17 protein-coding genes and 1 pseudogene are annotated in these 23,550 nt (G+C 71.3%); 5 read left to right on the top strand and 13 right to left on the bottom strand.

Annotated features, from left to right (window positions below):
• Positions 1-162: 162 nt before the first annotated feature.
• The 3 genes from ACZ63E_RS05800 to ACZ63E_RS05790 are packed head-to-tail and all read right to left on the bottom strand — an operon-like array spanning position 163 to position 3,241.
• On the bottom strand, positions 163-1,719 hold the full coding sequence (locus tag ACZ63E_RS05800) for an ABC transporter permease (protein WP_465334643.1): 1,557 nt from the start codon (positions 1,717-1,719) through the stop codon (positions 163-165).
• Positions 1,716-2,624 carry an ABC transporter ATP-binding protein gene (locus ACZ63E_RS05795; protein ID WP_465334641.1) on the bottom strand — a complete coding sequence of 303 codons (909 nt, stop codon included), beginning with the start codon at positions 2,622-2,624 and terminating at the stop codon, positions 1,716-1,718. The genes ACZ63E_RS05800 and ACZ63E_RS05795 overlap by 4 nt, the downstream gene beginning before the upstream one ends.
• A 2-nt stretch (positions 2,625-2,626) precedes the next feature.
• Positions 2,627-3,241 carry a TetR/AcrR family transcriptional regulator gene (locus ACZ63E_RS05790; protein ID WP_465334639.1) on the bottom strand — a complete coding sequence of 205 codons (615 nt, stop codon included), beginning with the start codon at positions 3,239-3,241 and terminating at the stop codon, positions 2,627-2,629.
• Between the two features lie 250 nt (positions 3,242-3,491).
• Here ACZ63E_RS05790 and ACZ63E_RS05785 point away from each other — a divergent pair, with 250 nt between their 5' ends.
• The 3 genes and pseudogenes from ACZ63E_RS05785 (at position 3,492) to ACZ63E_RS05775 (ending at position 9,006) form a co-directional block, all read left to right on the top strand.
• Entirely contained in the window at positions 3,492-6,725 is a 3,234-nt protein-coding gene (locus ACZ63E_RS05785) for a S8 family serine peptidase (RefSeq protein WP_465334637.1), read from the top strand.
• Between the two features lie 100 nt (positions 6,726-6,825).
• Positions 6,826-7,047: pseudogene (locus ACZ63E_RS05780) on the top strand (IS110 family transposase); the annotation flags it as partial.
• Between the two features lie 567 nt (positions 7,048-7,614).
• Positions 7,615-9,006, top strand: a complete 1,392-nt coding sequence (locus ACZ63E_RS05775) for a discoidin domain-containing protein (protein WP_465334635.1) — start codon at positions 7,615-7,617, stop codon at positions 9,004-9,006.
• On the opposite strand, the gene ACZ63E_RS05770 is transcribed toward ACZ63E_RS05775, so the two are convergent.
• Positions 8,994-10,157 carry an ROK family protein gene (locus ACZ63E_RS05770; RefSeq protein ID WP_465334633.1) on the bottom strand — a complete coding sequence of 388 codons (1,164 nt, stop codon included), beginning with the start codon at positions 10,155-10,157 and terminating at the stop codon, positions 8,994-8,996. The genes ACZ63E_RS05775 and ACZ63E_RS05770 overlap by 13 nt on opposite strands.
• A 99-nt stretch (positions 10,158-10,256) precedes the next feature.
• On the opposite strand from ACZ63E_RS05770, the gene xylA reads away from it, so the two are divergent.
• The gene (xylA, locus tag ACZ63E_RS05765) at positions 10,257-11,405 is read left to right on the top strand and encodes a xylose isomerase (RefSeq protein WP_465334631.1); all 1,149 of its coding nucleotides are present in this window, start codon (positions 10,257-10,259) and stop codon (positions 11,403-11,405) included.
• Between the two features lie 17 nt (positions 11,406-11,422).
• Complete coding sequence (locus tag ACZ63E_RS05760; protein ID WP_465334629.1) at positions 11,423-11,812, top strand: VOC family protein; 390 nt, start codon at positions 11,423-11,425, stop codon at positions 11,810-11,812.
• A gap of 44 nt (positions 11,813-11,856) precedes the next feature.
• Here the strand turns inward: ACZ63E_RS05760 and ACZ63E_RS05755 are convergent, their stop codons facing one another.
• From ACZ63E_RS05755 to ACZ63E_RS05715, 9 genes are all read right to left on the bottom strand, one after another.
• The gene (locus tag ACZ63E_RS05755) at positions 11,857-15,735 is read right to left on the bottom strand and encodes a carbohydrate-binding protein (RefSeq protein WP_465334627.1); all 3,879 of its coding nucleotides are present in this window, start codon (positions 15,733-15,735) and stop codon (positions 11,857-11,859) included.
• 103 nt (positions 15,736-15,838) lie between these two features.
• A complete protein-coding gene (locus tag ACZ63E_RS05750) occupies positions 15,839-16,840 on the bottom strand; it encodes a sugar phosphate isomerase/epimerase family protein (protein WP_465334625.1) in 1,002 nt (333 codons plus the stop codon).
• 20 nt (positions 16,841-16,860) lie between these two features.
• On the bottom strand, positions 16,861-18,228 hold the full coding sequence (locus ACZ63E_RS05745; protein ID WP_465334623.1) for a nucleotide pyrophosphatase/phosphodiesterase family protein: 1,368 nt from the start codon (positions 18,226-18,228) through the stop codon (positions 16,861-16,863).
• Entirely contained in the window at positions 18,225-19,352 is a 1,128-nt protein-coding gene (gene eboE, locus ACZ63E_RS05740; RefSeq protein ID WP_465334621.1) for a metabolite traffic protein EboE, read from the bottom strand. The genes ACZ63E_RS05745 and eboE overlap by 4 nt, the downstream gene beginning before the upstream one ends.
• Complete coding sequence (locus ACZ63E_RS05735) at positions 19,349-20,200, bottom strand: TatD family hydrolase (RefSeq protein ID WP_465334619.1); 852 nt, start codon at positions 20,198-20,200, stop codon at positions 19,349-19,351. The genes eboE and ACZ63E_RS05735 overlap by 4 nt, the downstream gene beginning before the upstream one ends.
• Entirely contained in the window at positions 20,200-20,754 is a 555-nt protein-coding gene (locus tag ACZ63E_RS05730; protein ID WP_465334617.1) for an EboA domain-containing protein, read from the bottom strand. The genes ACZ63E_RS05735 and ACZ63E_RS05730 overlap by 1 nt, the downstream gene beginning before the upstream one ends.
• Complete coding sequence (locus ACZ63E_RS05725; protein ID WP_465334615.1) at positions 20,751-21,572, bottom strand: sugar phosphate isomerase/epimerase family protein; 822 nt, start codon at positions 21,570-21,572, stop codon at positions 20,751-20,753. Before ACZ63E_RS05725 ends, ACZ63E_RS05730 begins: the two co-directional genes overlap by 4 nt.
• Positions 21,569-22,396: an SCO3242 family prenyltransferase gene (locus tag ACZ63E_RS05720; protein ID WP_465335499.1), complete on the bottom strand. Its 828-nt coding sequence runs from the start codon at positions 22,394-22,396 to the stop codon at positions 21,569-21,571. The genes ACZ63E_RS05725 and ACZ63E_RS05720 overlap by 4 nt, the downstream gene beginning before the upstream one ends.
• Positions 22,393-23,502, bottom strand: coding sequence for an inositol-3-phosphate synthase (locus tag ACZ63E_RS05715; protein WP_465334613.1), 1,110 nt, complete (start codon positions 23,500-23,502; stop codon positions 22,393-22,395). Before ACZ63E_RS05715 ends, ACZ63E_RS05720 begins: the two co-directional genes overlap by 4 nt.
• Between the last annotated feature and the right edge of the window lie 48 nt (positions 23,503-23,550).

Genomic DNA, 23,550 nt, shown 5'->3' with positions numbered 1-23,550 from the left:
CCGCGCAGGGTTCGACTCCCTCGGTTGCCGCGAGCGAGTGGGCGAGGTGTGTGCGCGGAAAGCGCGCACCCACCTCGCTCGCCGTGTCTCCTGGGGGTCAAACCCCCAGACCCCCGCCAGGGGGCAAGCCCCCTGGACCCCCGGTGTGGTCGCCTTTCGCTGTCAGCCCACCGGGATGTCACGGCGTCGCAACGCCGTCAGGCCGCCGATCCCCGCCACCAGGGCGATCGCCGCCAGCCAGAGCACCGGCGTCAGCGTGAAGCTTCCGCCCGGCAGCCGGGCCAGGTGCTGGAACGGCGAAATCCCCAGCACGAACGAGTTCCACTGCAACGCCGAACCCACCAGGGACAGCAGCAGGAACGCCCCGAGTGGCCCCCACGTCGCCGCCGCGAAGCGCGGGAAGACGCCGGTCAGCAGCGCCGCCAGCCCGGCGAGTACCCACACCGCCGGGAGCTGGGCCAGTGCCGTCGGGACCAGTGAAGCGCCGTACGCCAAGCCGGTTGTCAACCCCGTCAGCGCCAGCAGGAACGCTGAGCCCAGCACCATGATCACCAGGTGCGACGCCGCCCAGGCGAGCCGGCTGACCGCCGTCGCCAGCAGCGGTTCTGCCCGGCCCGCCGCCTCTTCCGCGCGCAGCTTCAGCGTCGCCTGGATGGCGTAGCCCGCCACCGCGAGGCCGTACAACGTCATCGTTCCGGCCAGGTATGCGTCGACCACCGCGCCGCCTCCGCCGAGCCGCGCGAACACGTCCCCGACGGCCTTGTTGTCCCGCAGCAGGTCCGAGACGTTCTGCGCCACGCCGCCCATCAGCAGGCCGACCAGCACCAGGCAGACGGTCCAGACCAGCAGCGTTCCCCGCTGCAGCCGCCAGGCGAGCGCCAACGGCGACCGCAGTGACGCCTTCGCCGTCGCTCGCCCCAGCCGTGCCGGGAGCAATGCCGCGCCGAGGTCCCGCCGCGCGGACAAGACGACCGCCAGCGCCACCAGCACGCCGGTGAAGGCCAACGCCAAGACCAAGATCCACCACTGCTCCCCCGCGAACGGCCGCAGCCGGTGCGCCCAGCCGATCGGCGACAGCCACGCGAGCCAGTCGGCCGACGCATTGCTGTCCCCCGCCGCGCGCAGCAGGAACGCCAGCACCAGCGCGCCGATCCCGATCCCGCGTGCCCCGCTCGCGCCCCACGTCAGCTGCGCCGCGATCGCGCCGACCCCGGCGAACACCCAGCCCACCAAGGAAAACCCGAGCCCCAGTGCGAACGCACCCGCCGCCGGCTCGCCCTGGGCGGCGACGCCGAGCCCGACCAGCAGGCCGTACACCAGGCAAGCCCCGCAAGCGAAAAGCACCGCAGCCGCCAGCCCGGCGTGCCGCCCGACGACGGTCGCGCCGGTGAGCTCGCGGCGGCCCGCCTCCTCCTCGGTGCGGGTGTGCCGCACGACCGTCAGCAGCGCGATCAGCCCGACGACGACCGGCACGAACCCGCACTGCCAGGCCAGCAGGTTGCCCACCGACGAGCCGTACAGCGGCCCGTTGCGCACGACGAACGTCGCGCTCGACGCGTTCAGGTCGTAGAAGTGCTGCCGCGACGCCGCATCCGGGTACGCCGCCTTGATCGACGACAGGTACCCCAGCGGCGCGACCGCCAGGCAGACGACCCACAGCGGCATCAGCAGCCGGTCGCGGCGCAGCACCAGCCGCAGCAGCGCCCAGGTCCCGGTCATCGCGCCGCTCCGACCGGCGCGTCCTGGCGGTAGTGCCGCAGGAACAGCTCCTCGAGCGTCGGCGGCCGGCTCACCAGGTTGCGCAGCCCGGCTTCGGCGAGGTGCCGCATCAGGTCGTCCAACGCCGTCTGGTCCACGGACAGGTGAACGTGCGAGCCGTACGTGCTCAGGTCGTGCACCCCCGGCAGCGACGCCAGGTCCGCCGGCACCCGCGCGAGCGACGCGTCGATGGTGATCCGGCCGAGGTGGCGCAGCTCGTCCAGGGTCCCCGACTCGACGGTGCGGCCGGCCCGGATGATCGTGACGCGGTCGCACAGCGCCTCGACCTCGGAAAGGATGTGCGAGGACAGCAGCACGGTCCGGTCGCCGCGCTCCCGCTCCTCCGCGACGACCTGCCGGAACACCTCTTCCATCAGCGGGTCGAGCCCGGACGTCGGCTCGTCGAGCACCAGCAGCTCCACATCGGACGCCAGCGCCGCGACCAGCGCGACCTTCTGCCGGTTGCCCTTGGAGTACGTCCGGCCCTTCTTGCGCGGGTCGAGGTCGAAGCGCTCGACGAGCTCCGCGCGGCGCGTCCTGTCGAGGCCGCCGCGCAGCCGGCCGAGCAGGTCGATGACCTCGCCGCCGGTGAGGTTGGGCCAGAACGTGACGTCGCCCGGCACGTACGCGAGCCGCCGGTGCAGCTCGGTCGCGTCGGTCCACGGGTCGCCGCCGAGCAGGGTGGCGCGGCCGCCGTCGGCCCGCATCAGCCCCAGCAGGACGCGGATCGTGGTGGTCTTGCCGGCGCCGTTGGGTCCGAGGAACCCGTGCACCTCGCCGGTGTGGACGGTCAGGTCGAGCCCGTCGAGGGCCTTCGCGGGACCGAACGCCTTGGTGAGGCCGTCGGCGGTGATCGCCTCAGCCATCGTCATTCCTTTCGTCGGTACGCGGCCAGCGATTCGCGGGCCTTGTCGAGGACGTCGGCGTCGCCGAGCGGGTTCAGGAAGAGGTGCCCGGCGGCCAGCGACATGCGCAGCATCGCCTCGTGCGTGCCCGGCTCCTCGCCGAGCGCGCGGGCGACGTGGTCCTGCAGGATCATCAGTCCGCCGGTCATGGCGGCGAGCGCGGCGGCGACCCCGCGCGGGTCGGGCATGTCCAGGTGCTGCTCGCGGAAATAGCGTTCGGTGCCGTCGACGATGTCGACGAACTGCGCGGCCGCGGCTTCGGAGCCGTCGATCATCGCCCGGCCCAGGTAGCGGCGGAACAGCAGCTGGCGCGCGTCGAACGTCGGCACGAAACCCGGGTCCGCGTGCCCCTTCGCCAGCGCCTCCTCCTTGAACTTCAGCAGCTCGTCGAAGACGTGGACGTCGCAGGCCTCGCGCAGGCCGTCCTTGGAGCCGAAGTGGTGGCGGATGAGCCCGCCCGACACCCCGGCCTCCTTCGCGATGTCCAGGACCGACGTCTTCTCCATGCCGCGTTCGGTGAACAGGCGGATGGCGGCGTCGCGGATCCGGGCCCGCGCGGTGAGGTCTTCGGTGTTCATGAGCGTCCTATACGTTCGGATAGCCGACTACACAGCAATGTAGCCCCCTATACGCACGTACAGCAAGGCGGAGCTTTCACGTGAAAGCTCCGCTTCGAGTGGCCTCCTAACTGGTGATCCGGTTAGGCCATTCGGCTCGCAACCAATTGCGGTTGATGGGCTAACTGTCTGATTGCTGACGAAGATCTCACGTTGTGTACTTCACGGACGTCTACTTGTCGGACGCATCTCTTCACGAAGGGTCGTTTCAGTGACACAGCACAGACCGCGCTGGAGACGGCGGGCCGGGATCACCGTCCTCGCCACCGCCCTCGGCGCCTCCGTCCTCGGCATCGCCGTCCCGGTGGCCTCCGCCCAGCAGGCCCCGGCCACGGCGGGCGCCACCGACGGCAAGACCCTCGACGAGCACGACCGCGCCCTCGTCGCCGAGGCCGAAAAGGCCGGAAAGCCCGACGTCACGCTGCTGATCGCGGCGGAGAAGGGCCAGACCGGCGCGGCCGTCACCGAGCTCAAGGCGCTCGGCGGGGTCGTCCAGTCCACCGACACCAAGCTCGACTACGTCAAGGTCAGCGTTCCCACCGCCAAGGCCGAGAAGGCCGCGAAGCTCAAGTCGGTCAACGCCGTCGACGTCGACGGCCTCGTCTACCGCGACGACCCGAAGCCCGAGGGCGCGCAGGACCCGGCGCCGCAGCCCGCGCCCGGCAAGAACACCCCGCGCGTGAACCCCTACCTCCCGACCGGCGACACCTACGCGGCGCAGTTCGGCCAGGTCCTGCCCAACTGGGACGGCAAGGACACCACGGTCGCCGTCCTCGACTCCGGCGTCGACCTCGACTCCCCCGCGCTGGCGAAGACCAGCCACGGCGAGCGCAAGATCGTCGACTGGTACAACGCCAACGCCACCAACTCCGGCGACGGCACCTGGGTCGCGCAGTCGGCCGCGACGTACACCGGCACCTTCACCGCGAACGGCAAGACCTGGACGGCCCCGGCGACCGGCGGCCCGTACACGTTCGGCGTCTTCAGCGAGACCGCGGGCGACCTGGGCGGCGCGGACAGCGAGACCGGCGGTGACGTCAACCGCGACGGCGACCGCGCCGACTCCTGGGGTGTGCTCGAGGACAGCGTCACCAAGGAGGTCCGCGTCGACCTCAACGGCAACGGCGACTTCACCGACGAGAAGCCGATGACCGACTACGCGAAGAAGTACGACGTCGGCTACTTCGGCACCGACAACCCGGCGACCGACATCGCCGAGCGGATGGCCTTCGTCGTCCAGACCGACAAGCCGGGCTTCGTCGGCATCGGCATCGCCGGCGCCGAGCACGGCTCGCACGTCGCGGGCATCGCCACCGGCAACGACCTGTTCGGCGGCAAGATGGACGGCGCGGCCCCGGGCGCGAAGGTCCTGGCGGTCAAGGTCTGCCTCACCGGCACCGCCTGCACGTCGTCGGGCCTGATCGACGGCGTCGTCTACGCGGCCAGCCACGGCGCGGACGTCATCAACATCTCGATCGGCGGCCTGCCGGCGCTCAACGACGGCAACAACGCCCGCGCGGAGCTCTACAACCGCACGATCGCCGAGTACAACGTCCAGATCTTCATCTCGGCCGGCAACAGCGGCTACGGGGCGAACACCGTCGGCGACCCGTCGGTGGCCACGGACGCGATCTCGGTCGGCTCGTACATCACCAAGGAGACCTGGCTCTCGAACTACGGCTCGAAGACCCAGAACGCCGAGTCGCTGCACCCGTTCTCCTCGCGCGGCCCGCGTGAGGACGGCGGCTTCAAGCCGGACATCATCGCGCCGGGCGCGGCGATCTCCACCACCCCGCGCTGGGAGGCGGGAGGCCCGGTGGCCGGCACGTACGGCCTGCCCGCCGGGTACGCGATGCTGCAGGGCACGTCGATGGCGGCGCCGCAGGCGACCGGCGCGGCGGCACTGCTGGTGAGCGCGTACAAGGCGACGCACCAGGGCCAGCGGCCGCCGGTGGCGCAGCTGCGTTCGGCGATCAAGTCGACCGCGCGGTTCGTGCCGGGCATCGGCGCGTACGCCCAGGGCGCGGGCCTGTTCAACGTCCCGGCCGCGTTCGTCGCGCTGTCGCTCAACCCGAAGCCGGACGCCGTCTCGACGTCGGTCGAGGTGCACACCGCGCTGTCGGGGCTGCTCGCGAAGCCGAACACGGGCGTGGGCATCCACGACCGTGAGGGCGTGACCACGGGCACGGCCTACACCCGCACGTACACGATCACGCGCACCACGGGTTCGGAGCGTCCGGTGCCGTACTTCGCGCGGTGGACGGGCAACGACGGCACGTTCTCCTCGGCGGCCACGGTGGTCCTGCCGCTGAACACGCCGGTGAAGTTCGACGTCAAGGTGAACCCGAAGACCGCGGGCGTCCACTCGTCCCTGCTGTACCTGGACAACCCGCTGACCGTGGGCATCGACGTGCAGACCCTCAACACGGTCTTCGCGCCGCAGGAGTTCACCGCGGCCAAGGGCTTCCAGGTCGACGTCTCCGGCAAGATCGCCCGCAACCAGGCGACGAGCTACTTCGTGCGGGTGCCCCAGGGCGCCAGCGCGCTGAAGGTCGACCTGGACGCCGGCGCCGGCGCGCCGGGCAAGGGCCAGGTGCGGTTCCTGCGCTACGACCCGACCGGGGTCCCGGCCGAGGCCAGCACGTCGACGACGTTCTGCTACCTGCCGGACGCGGGGGCCGGCTGCCCGGGTGGCACGCCGACCAGCCGCACCATCGCCAACCCGCTGCCGGGTGTGTGGGAGATCGTCGTCGAAGCGCGCCGGACGTCCGATGTGGACAATGCGGCGTACAAGCTGTCGGCTTCGGTGCTGGGCACGGCGATCTCGCCGAACCCGGACACCATCGCCTCGGCCACGCTGAACACGCCGATCGCGCGTTCGTACACCGTGACGAACACGCTCGGCGCGTTCACCGGCAAGCTGAACGGCGCCACGCTGGGCAGCGCGAAGGTCGCGCGGCCGTCGATCGCCGAAGGCGCGCAGCAGCAGTACCAGATCGCGGTGACGCCGGGTTCGACGTCGCTGACGGCCACGATCGGCAAGACGTCCGACGTCGGCGCCGACCTGGACCTGGTGCTGTACAACTGCACGACCGGCTCCTGCGTGCAGGCGGCGGTCAGCGCGGACGGTGACTCCGAGGAGTCGGTGACCGTGGCCAACCCGGCCGCGGGCGTCTGGGTCGCGCTGGTCGACGGGTACGCGGTGCCCGCGGGCACCACGCAGTACGACTACCTCGACGTGTTCACCAACCCGTCGTTCGGCTCGGTCGAGGTGGCTGACACGAACGCGGCGCACGCGTCGGGCAGCTCGTGGACCGTCCCGGGCACGGTGACGGTCAAGGCCCCGCCGGCGGCCGGCCGGATCCTGCGCGGTCAGCTGACCGTGCAGACCGACACCGGTGTCACCGTCGGGAGCTCGCTGGTGCAGGTCAACGCAGTGAGCTAGTCCCGCTCATCGGAAGCCGCCCCGGGGTCCGCCCCGGGGCGGCTTTCGTGTTTTCGTGACTCCCGGCCAGTTGTGGTCACCAGGCCCGGCATGACTGACGACCCGGCTGCACGACGGCCCGCTGCCCAACACCGAACCGAAAACTCTGTTCGACAAACTCTCCCAGCGCGGCCCCGTGCCGATCGTGGTCGGCCGACCCCGCCACCACCGGGACCGTGCCGGTCGCGGTCGCCCGCGTAGCCGGGCATCAGGTCGCGCGAAGACCGATGCCCGGGACGCGTTCGTCGCCGCCGACGCCGCTCGCTCCCTGCCCCACCTCCTGACCGGCAGACTGCGTCGGCGAGGACGGCTGCCGACCGCTGCGGCGAAAGTCCGCGTCCCGCGCCGGCGGGGCCCGCATCGGCTGCCGGTACGAACACCCAAGGCCGGGCGAAATCCCGGCCGACGAGACCCGGTCGCGTTCTGACACCGAACGTTGAGCGGCGCTGCGGCGGTGGCTGCCCCAGGTTCCGGCCAAGTCGGATTCGCCGGTCAGCTCGCAGCGCGGACGGCCAGGTACACCACACCGGACGTTGCGGTAGCGGCCCGGGAAGTGTCATGAATGACTCATTCATGACCTCTGACGAGGTGAATGAGTCATTCACGACATCACAGCGGCCCGCCGGTCACGTCCGCCCCGACTTTGCCGGAACCCTGCCCCCACCCCACCCGGGCAACACGACCAGTCCCGCTCAACGGGAGCCACCCCGGGTTCACCTGAGGCGTTTTTCGTTCTCCTGGTGGCTTTCCGACGCAAGTTTGCGCATGTCCGGAAAACTATTGCCCGGGCTCGGTTCCCGTCCGTATGGTCGGGACCACTCCCACGCAACGGCGCGACGAGGGGCTCCCCATGCGACGGTTCACGATGATCTTCGCCGCCCTTTTCCTCCTGGTGGCCACCCTGACCGCACCGGCCGCGCACGCCGCCGCGGCGCTCTCGGGCCGGACCCACCTCTTCTACTACCCCTGGTACGGCAACAGTTCCGGCGCCTACCGCCACTGGCAGCAGGGCGGCCACACCCCACCGGACGACGTCGGCGCGAACTTCTACCCGGTTCTCGGCCCCTACGACTCCGGCGACGGCGGCGTGGTCGAGCAGCACATGCGGTGGATCGAACAGTCCGGCGCCGGGGTGCTCGTCTACAGCTGGTGGGGTCAGGGGTCCTATGAGGACGGTCTGGCGGCCGGCGTGCTGGCCGCCGCGGCGCGGCACGGGATCCGCGTTGCCTGGCACCTCGAGCCCTACGCCGGGCGCACCGCCGCGTCCACGGTGGCGGACGTCAACTACCTCACCGGGCGTTACGGCGGGAGCCCGGCGTTCTACCGCGAGGGCGGGCGCGGCGCGTTCTACGTCTTCGAAAGCCTGCGCATCACGGACTGGTCGGCGCTCGATCAGGTGCGCTCGTCGGCGATCGTGCTGGCGCAGACCACGGACACGAGCAAGGTCGCCCACTTCGGCGGCATGTACACCTACGACGCGATCGCCGGGGCGACGGCGCCGGGCTGGCGTGAAGCGAGCGCGTACTGCAAGGCCAACGGACTCGTCTGGGCGCCGTCGGTGGGCCCGGGCTACAACGATGACCGAGCGGTCCCCGGCAACACCACCCCGACGCTGTCCCGCGACAACGGCGCGACCTACGACCGCGAGTGGCAGAACGCGCTGGCATCGAACGCCGACTGGGTCTCGGTGACGTCGTTCAACGAGTGGCACGAAGGCTCGATCATCGAGCCGGCCCGCTCTTCCCCGCCGCCGTTCGGGTACGACACGTTCTCCGGCGCCTACGGAACTTCGGGCGCGGCTTCGGAAACGGCCTACCTGGACCGGACGCGCTACTGGGCGTCGCAGCTGGCCGGCCCGGTGACCAACCTGGCCCTGGGCAAGGCGGCGTCCGCGAGCGGCTCGCAAGGCGGGTTCCCGCCGGGGAACGCCGTCGACGGGAACGCGTCGAGCTACTGGGAAAGCACGAACAACGCGTTCCCCCAGACGTTCACGGTGGACCTCGGCGCACCCCGCACGGTCAGCCGCCTAGTGCTGAAGCTACCGCCATCCTGGGGCACGCGAACCCAGTCGATCTCGGTGAACGGCACCGCCCCGGCGGGCTACGTCTTCGACCCGGCGAGCGGAAACACGGCAACGATCCCGGTCCCGGCAACAGCGAACCAGTACGTCCGGCTGACCTTCACCGGCAACACCGGCTGGCCCGCCGGGCAACTGTCCGAAGTGGAGGCCTACGCCTCCTGAGCCCGCGCCAAGAACGGCGCCGGATCAGCCAGCACCCGATGCACCACCCGCCCCGCGGCACCCAAAGTCGCCGCGTCACCACCCAGCCGTGACGCCGACAACACCGGCGGCGCACCCCGCAGACCACCCAACCGCGCCGCCAGCACCTCCGAAACCGGCCCGGACAACCACGGGTACAGCTGCGTGAACACCCCACCCAGCACCACACGGTCCAGATCGAGGAGATTCACGGCCGACGTCAGCGCGATCCCCAGAGCCTGCCCGGCCGCCGCGCAGGCCGACAACGCGACCTCGTCGCCGCGGTCCAACGCCGCCAGCAACGACGGCACCGACGCGGCCTTTCCCGCCGCCAGCAACGCTTCCTGACCCGCGTACGTCTCCAGGCAGCCGCTTCCGCCACAGCGGCACGGTGGTCCCTGCGGCGCCACCACCACGTGCCCGAGCTCGCCGGCCAGGCCGCGGGCGCCCGAGAACAGCGCGCCGTTCACCACCAGGCCCGCGCCGATGCCGACTTCGCCGGACACGTACAGGAAGTCACGCTCGCCGTCGCCGTACCAGAGCTCGCCCAGGGCCGCGAGGTTCGCTTCGTTGTCCAGCTCCACCGGGACCGGCAGGCGCAGGAGGTCGGCCGGGTGGACGTCCTGCCAGCCGAGGTTGGGGGCGCTGAACAGCACACCGTCACCGACCGGGCCGGACACCGCCAGCACCGCGCCCGCCGGCTCCAGCCCGAGGCGGTGGGACTCCGTCAGCGCCTCCGCGGCCAGGGCCTGCAACTCCGCCATGACCTTCTTCGGCCGGGAGCCGCGGTTGTCCCGCGAGCGCCGCGCGGCGAAACGGACCACGCCGGTGAGGTCGAGCACGCGCACCGCGAGGTAGTCGACGTTGATCTCCAGCCCCAGCGACGCCACGCGCGCCCCGCTGAGCACGACCTCCACGCCCGGCCGGCCGCGCTCGCCCGCCCGGGCGGGGCCGGTCTCGACGAGCAGCCCGGCGTCGACGAGGTCGCCGACGAGCTTCGAGACCGTCGACTTGGTCAGCCCGGTGAGCTCGGCGAGGGCTGCCCGGGTCAGCGGCCCGCCGCGGCTGACCGCGCCGAGCACGACCTCGAGGTTGCGGGCGCGCATCGAGTCGTGCCGCACGGCCTGGGTCATCGCGTCCCTCCCTGCGAAGCACTCTAACCGGCCTCTTGACGCCCGGGACGGCCGCGGCGCATATTTAGTCTACAACGTGAACTAAATGAAGGGACAGTCATGAGCGACTACGCCCCCCGGCCGGCCGACAAGTTCACCTTCGGCCTCTGGACCGTGGGCTGGCCCGCGAACGACCCGTTCGGGGTCGGGACGCGGCCACCGCTCGACCCGGTGGAGAGCGTGCACCGGCTGGCGGAGCTGGGCGCCTACGGTGTGACCTTCCACGACGACGACCTGCTCGCCACCGAGCCCGACCGCGACAAGGCGATCGAGCGGTTCCGCAAGGCGCTCGCGGAGACCGGCCTCAAGGTGCCGATGGCCACGACCAACCTGTTCACCCACCCGGTGTTCAAGGACGGCGGCCTGACCAGCAACGACCGCGACGTCCGGCGCTACGCGCTCCGGAAGGTGCGCCGCAACCTCGACCTCGCGGCCGAGCTGGGCGCGGAGACCTACGTCCTCTGGGGCGGCCGCGAGGGCGCCGAGTCCGACGCCGCGAAGGACGTCCGCGCGGCGCTGGCCCGCTACAAGGAGGGCCTCGACCTGCTCGCCGACTACGTCGTCGAGAAGGGCTACTCGCTGCGGTTCGCCCTCGAGCCGAAGCCGAACGAGCCGCGCGGTGACATCCTGCTGCCGACGATCGGGCACGCGCTGGGCTTCATCTCCCAGCTGGAGCGCTCCGAGATGTTCGGGCTCAACCCGGAGGTCGGCCACGAGCAGATGGCCGGGCTCAACTTCGTGCACGGTATTTCGCAGGCGCTGTGGCAGGGCAAGCTCTTCCACATCGACCTCAACGGCCAGCACGGCCCGAAGTACGACCAGGACCTGATCTTCGGCCACGGCGACCTGAAGAGCGCGTTCTTCCTCGTCGACCTGCTGGAGAACGGCGGCTACGAGGGCCCGCGGCACTTCGACTACAAGCCGCTGCGCACCGAGGACTCCGAGGACGTCTGGGTGTCCGCGGCCGCGAACATGCGGACCTACCTGATCCTCAAGGAGAAGGCAGCGAAGTTCCGGGCCGACCCCGAGGTCGCGGAGGCCCTGGCCGCGTCGCGGGTCCCGGAACTGTCGACACCGACACTGGCGCCGGGTGAGTCGTTCGACGACCTGCTGAAGGACGACTTCGACCTCGACGCGGCCGCGGCCCGTGGTTACCACTTCACGCGGTTGAACCAGCTGGCCCTGGAGCACCTGCTCGGCGTGCGGTAAGCGGCTACCCTCGGGTGATGTTGAGCAACGCGCGGTTCGAAGCCCGTATCCCGACCCAGGACCTGGCCCGAGCCCGCCGGTGGTACTCGGAGAAGCTCGGCCTCGAACCGGCCGAGGAGCGTGAAGGCGGCCTGCGCTACGAAGGCGTGTCGGGCGTCTTCTGCCTCTTCGCCTCCGCCGGCGCGTCGGACGGATCCTTCACGCAGATGGGGTTCTACGTCGACGACATCGAGGCGGCGGTCGCCGAGATGCGGGCGCGCGGCGTGGTGTTCGAGGAGTACGACGGCGCCGTGGACGGGATCATGGACGTCCGCGGCAACTACCCGAGCAAGGGCCGCGGCGAACGCGCCGCCTGGTTCCGCGACAGCGAGGGCAACATGCTCGGGGTCGCCGAAGTGGTCCGCTGACGGAAGAGGGGCCGCCGTGACAGCACGGCGGCCCCCTCCCCGCGTTACGACACCGTCAGGGTGTCGATGTCGAACAGGGAACCCGCGCCGCCCCGGAAGACCAGGTGGAGCGGGCCGGAACCGCCGGTCACCGTGGTGGTGACCGTCTGGAACGTCTCCCAGCTTCCGGTCGAAGGCACCGCGACCGTGCCCAGCAGGGCGCCGGTGGCCGAGCCGTCACGGATCTCGATCGTGCCGCCCGCGCCCGCGGACGACACCACCGCGCTGAACCGCGTGATGCCCGCCGTGCTCACCGAGGCGTACCCGGCCCAGTCGCCGTTTTCGATGTAGCCCAGCGTGTTGCCGCCGCTGGCCGGGCTGTGCGGGGCGATCTGCACGCCCGATCCGGACGTGAACGACTCACCCTCCACTGTGGACGAGTGCGCGACACCGCAGTCGGCCGCGACCACTCCGGCGGCGTACCGGATTCCGCCGAGCAGCTCGGTCCGGAACGCCGTGTCCGAATAGGACTCGATCGTGTGGCCGAGACCGGTGTAGAACGCCCGGCCGCTCCCCTGCGGGTGGCACCAGGTGATCGGGTGGTCGGCGCCCATCTCACCGCCGGTGTAGCTGGACTCGTCGAGCGTCTGCAGCACGTGCACCTGCGCCCGCGGGTTCGTGCGGTAGTTGTACAGCTCGTCGGTCCGGGTCCAGACCGCCGGCAGGTGGGCGGTCGCCGGGTGGGTGCCGTCCTCCGTCACGAACCGGGCCTGCTGGATCGCCGGGTGGCTCTTGAACCAGGCGCCGACGAGCTGCCCGTACCACGGCCAGTCGTACTCGGTGTCGGCCGCGGCGTGGACGCCGAGGTACCCGCCCCCACCTTCCACATAGGACTGGAAGGCCGCCTGCTGGTTCGCGTCCAGGACGTCACCGGTGGTCGAAAGGAAGATCACCGCCTTGTACTTCGCCAGTTCGGTGGCCGTGAACACCGACGCGTCCTCGGTCGCCGTGACGCCGAACCCCTGGGCCGTGCCCAGCTCCCGGATCGCCTGGATCCCGGCCGGGATCGCGTCGTGCCGGAAGCCGGCCGTCTTGGAGAACACCAGCACGTCGTACGCGGGATCCACCTGGGTCGGCATGCTGCTCAGGCTAAACGTGTCGATGTCGAACAGGGAACCGGAACCGCCGCGGAACACGAGGAACAGCGGCCCGGAACCACCCGACACCGACGCCGTGACGTTCTGGAACACCTCCCAGTCGCCGGTCGGTGGCACCGCCACGCTGCCCAGCAGCGTCCCGGTGGCCGAGCCGGACCGGATCTCGATCGTGCCACCCGGGCCGGCGGAGGAGATCCGCGCGGAGAACGTCCGCGCGCCCGCCGTGCTCACCGAGGCGTACCCGGCCCAGTCGCCGTTTTCGATGTAGCCCAGCGTGTTGCCGCCACTGGCCGCGGCGTGCGGGGCGATCTGGACGCCGGAGCCGGAGGTGAACGACTCGCCTTCGATCGCGCCCGCCTGCGTCGCCGTGGTGAAGGTGAACGAGTCGAGGTCGAACAGGTTGCCCTGCCCGGTGACGCCCTTGAACACGAGGTACAGCGTTGTCGTGCCGGACGGCCGGTTCGTCAGGTTCGCCGTGACGTTCTGGAACACCTCCCAGTCCCCGGTGCTGGGCGCCGCCACGGACCCGAGCAGCGTGCCGGTCGGCGAGCCCGCGCGGACCTCGAGCGTGCCACCCGGACCCGCCGAGGACACGCGTGCGCTGATCGACGTCGCGTTGCCCAGCGCGTACGGCGTGAACGAGATCCAGTCGTCGTTGTCGGTGTACCCGACGGTCCGGCCGCCTTCGGCCGCGCCGTGGTCGGCGAGCTGGATCCCGGACTGCGCCGAGAAGTGCTCACCCTGCCGGTGCCGCGGCTGCAGCTTGTGCACGCTGTGCGACGTCAGCCCGCCGTTGTCGGTGTACTGCGCGTCGAACACGCCGAAGATGTTCGCCGCGGCGTCGTGCTCACCGTCGACAGGGACCGCGATCGAGCCGCTGCACCCGGTCGCCTGGGTGATCTGGTGCTGGTGGCTGTCGTGGCCGAGCAGGTAGGTGACCTTGACCTTCGAACAGTCCAGTGGCCCGTCCTCGGGGTCACTGCCGGTCACCTGGAAGGGCACGGTGTCCCCGAAGGAGAAGAGAGCGCCGTCACCGGGAGTGGTCAGGTTCACCGTCGGTGCGGTGTTCCCGACCGTGACGACCAGGCTCGCCGTGCCGGTCAGGCCGTCGGGATCGGTCACCGTGAGCGTCGGCGAGTAGGTGCCGTTGGTCGTGTAGGTGTGCGCCGGGTTCGCCGACGTCGACGTGGCGCCGTCACCGAAGGCCCAGCGGTAGCTCAGCGCCCCGCCTTCGGGGTCGGTGCTGCCCGCGGAGGAGAAGTTCACGGTCAGCGGGTTGGCCCCGGACGTCTTGTCGGCCGCGGCCTTCGCGACCGGGCTGCGGTTGGTGCCCGCGAGGTACTCGACCCGGTAGAGCGCCTGGTTGTCACTCCCGGTGCCGTAGTCGAGGACGTACAGGGCGCCGTCCGGGCCGAACGCCATGTCCATGACCTGCGTGCCGGTCCACGGGAAGTTGTCGATCGTGCCGCGGCTGCCGTCGGCGTTGACGGTGACCGCCTTGATCCACTTGCGCCCGTACTCCCCGGCGAAGAACTTGCCGTCGAGGGACTGCGGGAACTTGATCGTGGACGTCGAATTGGCGTCGTACCGGTAGACCGGCCCGCCCATCGGCGACTCCGAGCCGCTGCCGAACTCCGGCGGCGAGCCCTCGTCCCCGGCGTACTTGATCCACGCCGCCTTCGGCACCGGCAGCTTGGCGAGCCCGGTGTTGCGGAACGAGGAGTTCGTCGGCCCGCCCGCGCAGTCGTACTTCGCGCCGGACGGCCCGCTCGGGAAGGTGAAGTGGTTGTAGGTCTCGGTGGTCGTGTTCGAGCCGGTGCAGTACGGCCAGCCGAAGTTGCCCGGCCCGGTGATCCGGTCGAACTCGACCTGGCCCTGCGGCCCGCGGTCGGGGTTGGTGACGCCGGCGTCCGGGCCGTAGTCGCCGAGGTAGACGACGCCGGTCGGCTTGTCGACACTCATCCGGAACGGGTTGCGGAAGCCCATCGCGTAGATCTCCGGCCGCGTGTTCGCGGTGCCCGGCGCGAAGAGGTTGCCCGACGGGACGGTGTAGGTGCCGTCGGCCTGCGGGTGGATGCGCAGGAGCTTGCCGCGCAGGTCGTTCGTGTTGCCGGACGAGCGTTGCGCGTCGAACTGCGGGTTGCGCGTGGTCCGCTCGTCGATCGGCGAGTAGCTGTCCGAGGAGAACGGGTTCGTGTCGTCGCCGGTGGTGAGGTAGAGGTTGCCGGCGGCGTCGAAGTCGATGTCACCCCCGACGTGACAACACTGGCCGCGGTCGTTCGCGACCTTGAGGACGACCTTCTCGCTGGCGAGGTCGAGGGTGTTGTCGGTCTTCAGGACGAACCGCGAGAGGTGCAGCTCACCCTTGAACGGCGCGAAGTCGGCCTCGGTGCCGTCGGTGGGCGCGTCACCGTCCGGTGTGGACAGCCGCGGCGAGAAGTACAGCCAGACGAACCGGTTGGTGGCGAACCCGGGATCGGCGGCGACCCCCTGGAGGCCTTCCTCGTCGTGGGTGTAGACGTTCAGCTTCGCCGCGACGGACGTCGCGCCGGCCGCGGTGGTGACGCGGACGGTGCCGTCGCGGGAGGTGTGCACGACCGAACGGTCCGGCAGCACGGCGAGCGACATGGCCTCGCCGAGCTCGGCCGCACCGGTGGCGAGGGCGACCTGCTGGTAGTCCGCGGGCGGGATGTCCGCGCGCGCCGGGGTGTCGAGGGTGAGCAGGAGGCCGGTGCCCAAGAGTGCGGCGCCGAACAGCCTCGCCCACTTCGGTGGGGACGGAGACATGCTGGATCCTTCCTGATTTTGCGCGTGCTTCGCCCCGGAGTGGCGCGAAGCCGGTTTGATCACCTTCCGACGGGGTTGGCGGTCACCCGTTGAACAGAAGCGGTTACTTCGAGGAGAAGGCGGCGTCGAAGGCCGCCGTGGGTGGGGTGAAGTTGAGCTTGCGGACGAACTCCAGCGCTTCCGGTGCGCCGATCAGCCGGTCCATGCCCGCGTCCTCCCACTCGATCGAAATCGGGCCGTCGTAGCCGATGGCGTTCAGCATCCGGAAGACGTCTTCCCACGGGACGTCGCCGTGGCCGGTCGAGACGAAGTCCCAGCCGCGGCGGGGATCCGCCCACGGGAGGTGGGAGCCGAGCCGGCCGTTGCGGCCGTTGAGCTGCTTGCGGGCCTCCTTGCAGTCGACGTGGTAGATGCGGTCCTTGAAGTCCCACAGGAAGCCGACCGGGTCGAGGTCCTGCCAGACGAAGTGCGACGGGTCGAAGTTCAGCCCGAACGCCTCGCGGTGCCCGATCGCCTCCAGCGTCCGGACCGTGCTCCAGTAGTCGTAGGCGATCTCGCTCGGGTGCACCTCGTGGGCGAAGCGCACGCCGACCTCGTCGAACACGTCCAGGATCGGGTTCCAGCGCGTCGCGAAGTCGGCGTACCCGCGCTCGATCATCGACGGCGGCACCGGCGGGAACATCGCCACCGTGTGCCAGATCGACGAGCCGGTGAAACCGACCACGGTGGACACTCCGAGCTTCGCCGCGGCGCGGGCGGTGGTCTTCATCTCCTCCGCCGCCCGCTGCCGGACGCCCTCGGCCTCGCCGTCGCCCCAGATCCGCGCCGGCAGGATGGCCTCGTGCCGCTCGTCGATCGGGTGGTCGCAGACGGCCTGGCCGAGCAGGTGGTTCGAAATCGCCCACACCTTGAGGTCGTACTTGGCCAGCGTCTCCAGCTTCGCCTCGACGTAGCCGTCCTCCGCCACCGCGCGATCCACTTCGAAGTGGTCTCCCCAGCAGGCGATCTCGAGGCCTTCGTAGCCCCAGCCGCTCGCCAGCTCGCACACCTCCTCGAACGGCAGATCGGCCCACTGCCCGGTGAACAGGGTCAACGGTCGTGCCATGTCTGACCTCCTGGTGAGTCCTACTCGGTACGGATGGCCGCCAGCAACAGGTCCTTGACCTCGGTGGCGTGGATCTTTTCGCGGGCGAGCGCCGAGTCCGAGCAGAGCAGGACCGGCCCGTCCTCGGGCGCGTCCGGCAGCCGCCCGTGGCTGCCCTTCACCGGCGCCGGGTCGAGCGGCACGACCTGCATCGAGTACCGCAGGCCGAGCTTCTTGCGGGCCAGCGCGGACGCCGCCTTCAGCTTCACCTTCGGGTCGTTCGGGTCGAAGAACAGCTCGGCCGGGTCGTACCCCGGCTTGCGGTGGATCTCGACGGTCTTCGCGAAGTCCGGCGCGCGGTCGTCGCTCAGCCAGTAGTAGTAGGTGAACCACGCGTCCGGCTCGGCGATCGCGACGAGCTCCCCGGCCCGCTCGTGGTTGATCCCGATGCCCGCCTGGCCCTCCCGGTCGAGGACGACGTCCACTCCGGACAGTCCGGCGACGATGTCCCGCACCCGCGGGATGTCGGCCGGATCGGCGACGTAGACGTGCGCGACCTGGTGGTCGGCGACCGCGAACGCCCGCGACGTCCACGGGTCGAGGTACTCCATGCCCGCCTGGACGTACACGTTGAGCAGGCCCTCACGGCGCAGCGCCCGGTTGATGTCGACCGGACGGCTCGCGTTCGTGATGCCGTACTCCGACAGCGCGACGACGGTGTGGCCGCCCGCGGCGGCGAAGTCCAGCAACGGCTTCAAAGCCATGTCGATCTCCCGCGCGGCCGCCGCGGCCTGCGGGGCGTCGGGCCCGAAGCGCTGGAGGTCGTAGTCCAGGTGCGGGATGTAGACCAGCGTGGTGTCGGGCTTGTCCTCGGCCATGATCTTCTGCGCCGCGGCGATGATCCACTTCGACGACGTGATGGCCGCTGTCGGACCCCAGTAGGTGAACAGCGGGAACTCGCCGAGCTCGCCGACGAGCCGGTCGTGCAGCTGCGGCGGGTGGGTGTAGGCGTCCGGGGACTTCTTGCCGTCGGCGTGGTAGATCGGTCGCGGGGTCACCGTCAGGTCGACGTCCATGCCCATCGCGTACCACCAGCAGACGTTGGCGACGCGATGCCCGGCCTGCGCGCGGCGGGCGGCGTCCCAGAACTTGTCGCCCTGCACCAGCCGGTTGTGCTGGCGCCAGAGGAAGATCTCGCCGAGGTCGCGGAAGTACCAGCCGTTGCCGACGATGCCGTGCTCGGCCGGCTGCAGGCCGGTCAGGAAGGTGGACTGCACCGAGCAGGTGACCGCCGGGAACACGGTGTCCAGCTGCGCGGTGAAGCCGGGTTCGGCCATCTTGCGCAGGTTCGGCATGTGCGGGAGCAGCCGCGGCGTCAGGCCGACGACGTCGATGACGAGCAAGCTCATCGGGAAACCTCTTCCAAGCCTAGTTCGATCAGGGAGCGCCGGGTCCAGTCCAGCTCGGCGGCGATGCCCGCGACGAGCCCGGCGGTGTCGGCGGGTGCGTCCGGGAGCACCTGCCAGGTGTAGGTCTCGACCTCGACGTGGTCGGTGCGCGCGGTCGCGCCGCCGAACAGCTCGGCCAGGGTCCCGGCCAGTACGGGCCGGGTCGACGTCAGCGGCGGCGCCGGGTCGGCGTGCAGCGGCACGTGGAAGTGCACGCGCCACGGCTCCCGGCCCGGGAGGCCACCGGCCAGTGCCTCATCGAGGTCGTCGGCGCCCGGCGGGGCGCCTTCGTTGCTCTGGTGCAGGAACCGGGGTTCCACAAAGGACTCCAACGCCCGCCGCGTCGCGGGATCCGCCGGGTTCGCCGCTTCGAGCGCGGCCGACGCCTGAAGCTTGACGACGTCGAGCCCGGCGGCGTCCAATCGGCCGAGCGCGGCCGCGGGGTCCTCGAACCCGACCGCGAGGTGACAGGTGTCGAGACAGACGCCGAGCCACTCTTTGTCCACTTCGGACAGCAGCGACGCCGCCTGCGTGGTCGTCTCGATGACACAGCCGGGCTCCGGCTCGAACGCCACCCGCACCGGCCGGTCCCGCTTGGCCAGTCCCTTGGCGAGCAGTTCGAGCTGACCGGCGTCGTCCCGCCATTCGGTGCGCCAGCCGAGCGGCAACGTCGACACGCTGCCGCGGACCGCGTCCTCCGGCATGAGCTCGGCGAGCAGCCGCGCGAGGTCGAGGGTGTACCGCGTCCGCTCGGGGGTCGACCAGTCCGGCCGGTACACCTTGTGCTTGACCACCGGGTCGTGGAACCCCTGGTACGGGAACCCGTTGAAGGTGACGACCTCCAGCCCGCGCGCCGCCAGCTCGGCCCGCAGCCGGGCCACCGCCGCCGGGTTCTCGACCAGCTCGGAAGCCACCGGCCGGGCCAGCCACAGCCCGAGCCCGAGCCGGTCGACGCCCAGGCGTTCCCGCACCGGCTCGCCGAAGCGGGCCAGCTGGGTGAGCACACCGTCGAGGTCCTCGGCCTGGTGCACGTTGGTGCAGTAGGCGAGGTGGACGAGCGTGCCGTCGGGGTGCCGGAACCTCACTTGCGCGCACCTCGCAGGATCGAGTTGCCCGCGAACTCGGCTTCCGGCGACACGCCGTCCAGCGACAGCCGGCCGCTCTGGCCGTAGAACTCGACCGGGTTGCGCCACAGCACCTGGTCGACGTCGTCCTCGGTGAAGCCGGCGGCCAGCATCGCGTCGCCGGTCTTGCGGGTCTTGAGCGGGTCGCTCTTGCCCCAGTCCGCCGCCGAGTTCACCAGCACCTTCTCGGTGCCGAACTCGCGCAGGATCGCGACCATCCGCTCTTCGTCCATCTTCGTGTCCGGGTAGATCGAGAACCCCATCCAGGAGCCGGACTCCTTGACCATCGCGACGGTCATCTCGTTGAGGTGGTCGAGCACCACGCGCTCCGGCGCGATCCCCGACTCCCGGACGACGGCGATGCTCCGTTCGGTCCCGGCGGCCTTGTCGCGGTGCGGGGTGTGCACCATCGCCGGGAGGTCGTGGTCGATCGCCAGCGCGAGCTGCGCGGCGAACGTCTTGTCCTCCTCGGCGGTCATCGAGTCGTAGCCGATCTCGCCGACCGCGACGACGCCGTCCTTCTCCAGGTAGCGCGGCAGCAGGTCGAGCACCGGCGCGCACCGCGGGTCGTTGGCCTCCTTGGGGTTCAGCGCGATCGTGCAGTGGTGCGCGATGCCGAACTGGCTCGCGCGGAACGGCTCCCAGCCGACCAGCGCGTCGAAGTAGTCGGTGAAGCTGCCGACGTTCGTGCGCGGCTGGCCCAGCCAGAACGCGGGTTCGACGAGCGCGCGGACGCCCGCCGCGTGCATCGCCGCGTAGTCGTCGGTGGTCCGGGAGCTCATGTGGATGTGCGGGTCGAAGATGCGCATCAGGCGTCCTGTTCGTTCAGCAGCGGGAGGAGGTCGGCGGGCACGTCGCGGCCGGCGGCGGTGCGCTCCGCGGCGAACGACCGCATCATGCGCAGCAGCTCCTCGTCGGTCCGGCGGTCCAGCCCGGCCACCTCGGCCAGGGGGATGCCCATGAAGACGCACTTGAGCACGCCGTGGCGGTAGGCGGAGTCGTCCAGGTGCGTGGCCGCGTACTCCCCCATCGCCGCGGTGACGAGCCGGGTGTCGTTGGTGCGCAGGGCGTCCGCGACCAGTTCGAGGCCGGCGTCCCCGAGGTCCACTGTGTCTACAATCGACAGTCCACGGAGGACGGCCCGCTTCTCGGCGGCGTCGCCGTAGCGGTAGAGGTCCGGCATCTCGGCGGCCGCGCCGGCCGCGGCTTCGAGCAACCGGACGCGCGCCACGTCGTCGACCGTCCAGCCCGGGGTGTCCGAGGGACCCCGGCCGACCCGGCGGCCGACCCCGGGGAACAGCGTGCGCAACGCCGTCGCGTCGGTGGCCACCTTCGTCAGAGCTTCGTCGAGCCAGGCGTTCACGCGACCACCGCCTTCCGCAGGAACTCCAGGGACTCCCGCGCGATCCGCGGGGCCGCGTGGCTGTCCCGCGGCAGTTCGACGGCGACCAGCCCGGCATACGGCGACAGCGCTTCCAGCACCGGCGGGAAGTCGATCTCGCCCTTCCCGAACTCCAGGTGCTCGTGCGTGCCGCGGCGCATGTCGTCGATTTGGACGTTCACCAGCCGCGGCAGGGCGCGCCGGACGCAGTCGGGCACGGACGCCGTCTCGTTGCACCGGCAGTGCCCGATGTCCAGCGTCAGCCCGAACCGCTCCGGGTCACCCAGGCGCCGGGCCAGCTCGAAGTACCCGTCGAGGTCCTCGACGAGCATGCCCGGCTCGGGTTCGAACCCGAGCTTGACGTCGTGGTCGTCGGCCGCCTTGAGCACATCCGCGCAGCCGTCGACCAGGTACGTCCAAGCGTCCTCAGTGGACAGCTCGGCCGGCTTGTTCCCGCTCCAGAAGGACACCGCTTCGGCGCCGAGGTCCGCGGCGATCTCGACGGCCCGGGTCAGGAACTCCACCCGCGAGGACCGGTCGGGGTCGAGGAACGTCGGCGAGTGCTTGCGCCACGGGTCCAGCAGGAACCGCGCGCCGGTCTCGACGACCACGGCGAGCCCGAGCCGGTCCAGGTCCGCGCGCAGCGAGGCGACGCGCCGGGCGAGGTCCGGCCCGAACGGGTCGAGGTGCTGGTGGTCGAGGGTGAGCGCGACGCCGTCGTACCCGAGGTCGGAAAGGACGCGCAGCGCGTCCCCGAGCCGGTGGTTGGCGAAGCCGTTGGTGCCGTAGCCGAACCTCATGTCGGGGACACCTTCCGGCTCAGCGCCCGGGCGATCGGGAACGCGGCGGCGACGGCCAGCGCCGAGCGCCACGCCCCGGTCCGCGCGATCAGCCCGGCCTGCAGCGGGATCATGCCGTGGATCCCGGCGCCGACCGCGCGGCGGATCTTCGGCGCGACCGGGTCGCGGACGGCGTCGTACTGCGCCCGCCCGGTCGTCACCGCGTACGTCCCGAGCAGCGCCGAGGCCAGCGGCCCGACGCGTCCGGCGGCGACCCGCACCCCGGCCGTCGCGGCCAGCGTGGCGGCCGGGAGCGCCGGCTTCGCGCCGTGCACCTCGGCCCGCGACAACGTCGTCACCGCGAACGTGTGCGCCCCGACGGTCAGCGCCGCGGGTGTCGCGGCCCGGGCCCCGCCCGCCCCGAGCAGGACGTCGAGGGTGCGGGCCGCGGCCATCGCGGCCGGGCCGAACACCGTCTCCTTGAGCACGAAGTCGTACGCCCAGACGGTCGCGGCCAGTGGCAGGGCGACCCGCAGGGCCCGCTTACCGCCGGCCGCCGCCGCGATGCCCAGCCCGGTCGCGGTCAGCCCGGTCGCGACACCGAGCGCGGTCTCCGGCTTGATCCGCCCGGACGGGATCGGCCGCTCGGGCCGTTCCATCGCGTCGAGGTGGCGGTCGGCGTAGTCGTTGAGCGCCATGCCCGCCCAGTAGATGCAGACGGACGCGGCGGTGAGGGCCGGCGTGCGGCGGCCGAAGGGCCAGCCCGAAGCCGCGGCTCCGGCGACGACGTCCCCGGGCACGGTCAGCGCCGCGGGGGCGCGGACGAGTTCGACGAAGGCCTTCACCGGTGCGCCCACTCACGCAGCGCCGCGTACTGGGACGCGAGGTCGTGCGGGCCGTCCCCGGCCGGGTCCTTGAAGAAGAAGCCGAACTCGGCGACCGGGCCCGCGACGCCGTCGCGGCAGGCCTTGCCGGTGAGCCGGGCGAGGTCGAGCACCAGCGGCGCGGCGAGCGCGGAGTCGCAGCCCTGCCAGGTGAGCTGCAGCGTCATGCGGGTGCCGAGGAACCCCTCGAACAGGACGTGGTCCCAGGCCGTCTTCCAGTCGCCGAGCGCGGGGACGTTGTCGATGTGCACCTCGCCGTCGACCTCGCGGCCGAGGTTCTGCGAGAGCACCTGCTGCTTGGACGCGTTCTTGCTGGCCGCCGCGCCGGGGTCGGCGAGCGTGGCGCCGTCCCCGCCGCCGAGCAGGTTCGTGCCCGACCACGCCAGGACGTTCAGCCCGCGCTGGGCGAACATCGGCGCGAGCACCGAGCGCAGCAGCGTCTCGCCGGTCTTGCCGTCGCGGCCCGCGTAGGGCAGCCCCGCGGTGCGGGCCAGCTCGTCCAGCGCCGGCAGCCGCGCGCCCGTGGACGGCGTGAAGTCGACAAAGCCACAACCCGCGCGGAACGCGGCGTAGGCGTACAGCGCGCTGGGCGGGAGAGTCTCCAGCGCGTCTTCCAGCGCAGCCAGGGACTCGTGCGCCGGGTGCGGCGCGCACGGCGGCTCGGTGGAGGAGACGTTGATCACCACGACGTGGTCCAGACCCTTCCGGAACTCGGTCAGGTCCGCGATTATTTGATCCGCCGCCGCGCGGCCGCCCTCGGCCGGCGCTTGGCGCAGCCGGGACTCGGCCGCTTCCAGCTCGGCCGTGACCGGGCCGGGCAGCGTCGCCGGCAGCACGCCCGCCGCCGCCAGCTGCTCCGCCCGCTTGACCAGCGGTGTGTCGACGACGTCGTGCCCTCCGAAGACCAGGTCGTCCAAGCCGGGCAGCTCCGCCCCGGCGAAGTCCGGCAGCTCGGTCACGCAGCCCGTGCGCGCGGCGAGTCCCGCACGCATCGCGGCCGCCCCGGCGACGGCCGTCGTGGCCACCGATCCCCGGGCTCCGATCAGCCAGACACCGATCTTCCCCATGTTGTTGCCTCCCAGTTCGGCCTCAGCCCGTGCCCGTCGCCAGTTCGC

It is taken from the genome of Amycolatopsis sp. NPDC104819, from assembly GCF_055583145.1.
The sequence above is the reverse complement of the archived record's forward strand: the minus strand, read 5'-3'. Positions and strand labels throughout refer to the sequence as shown.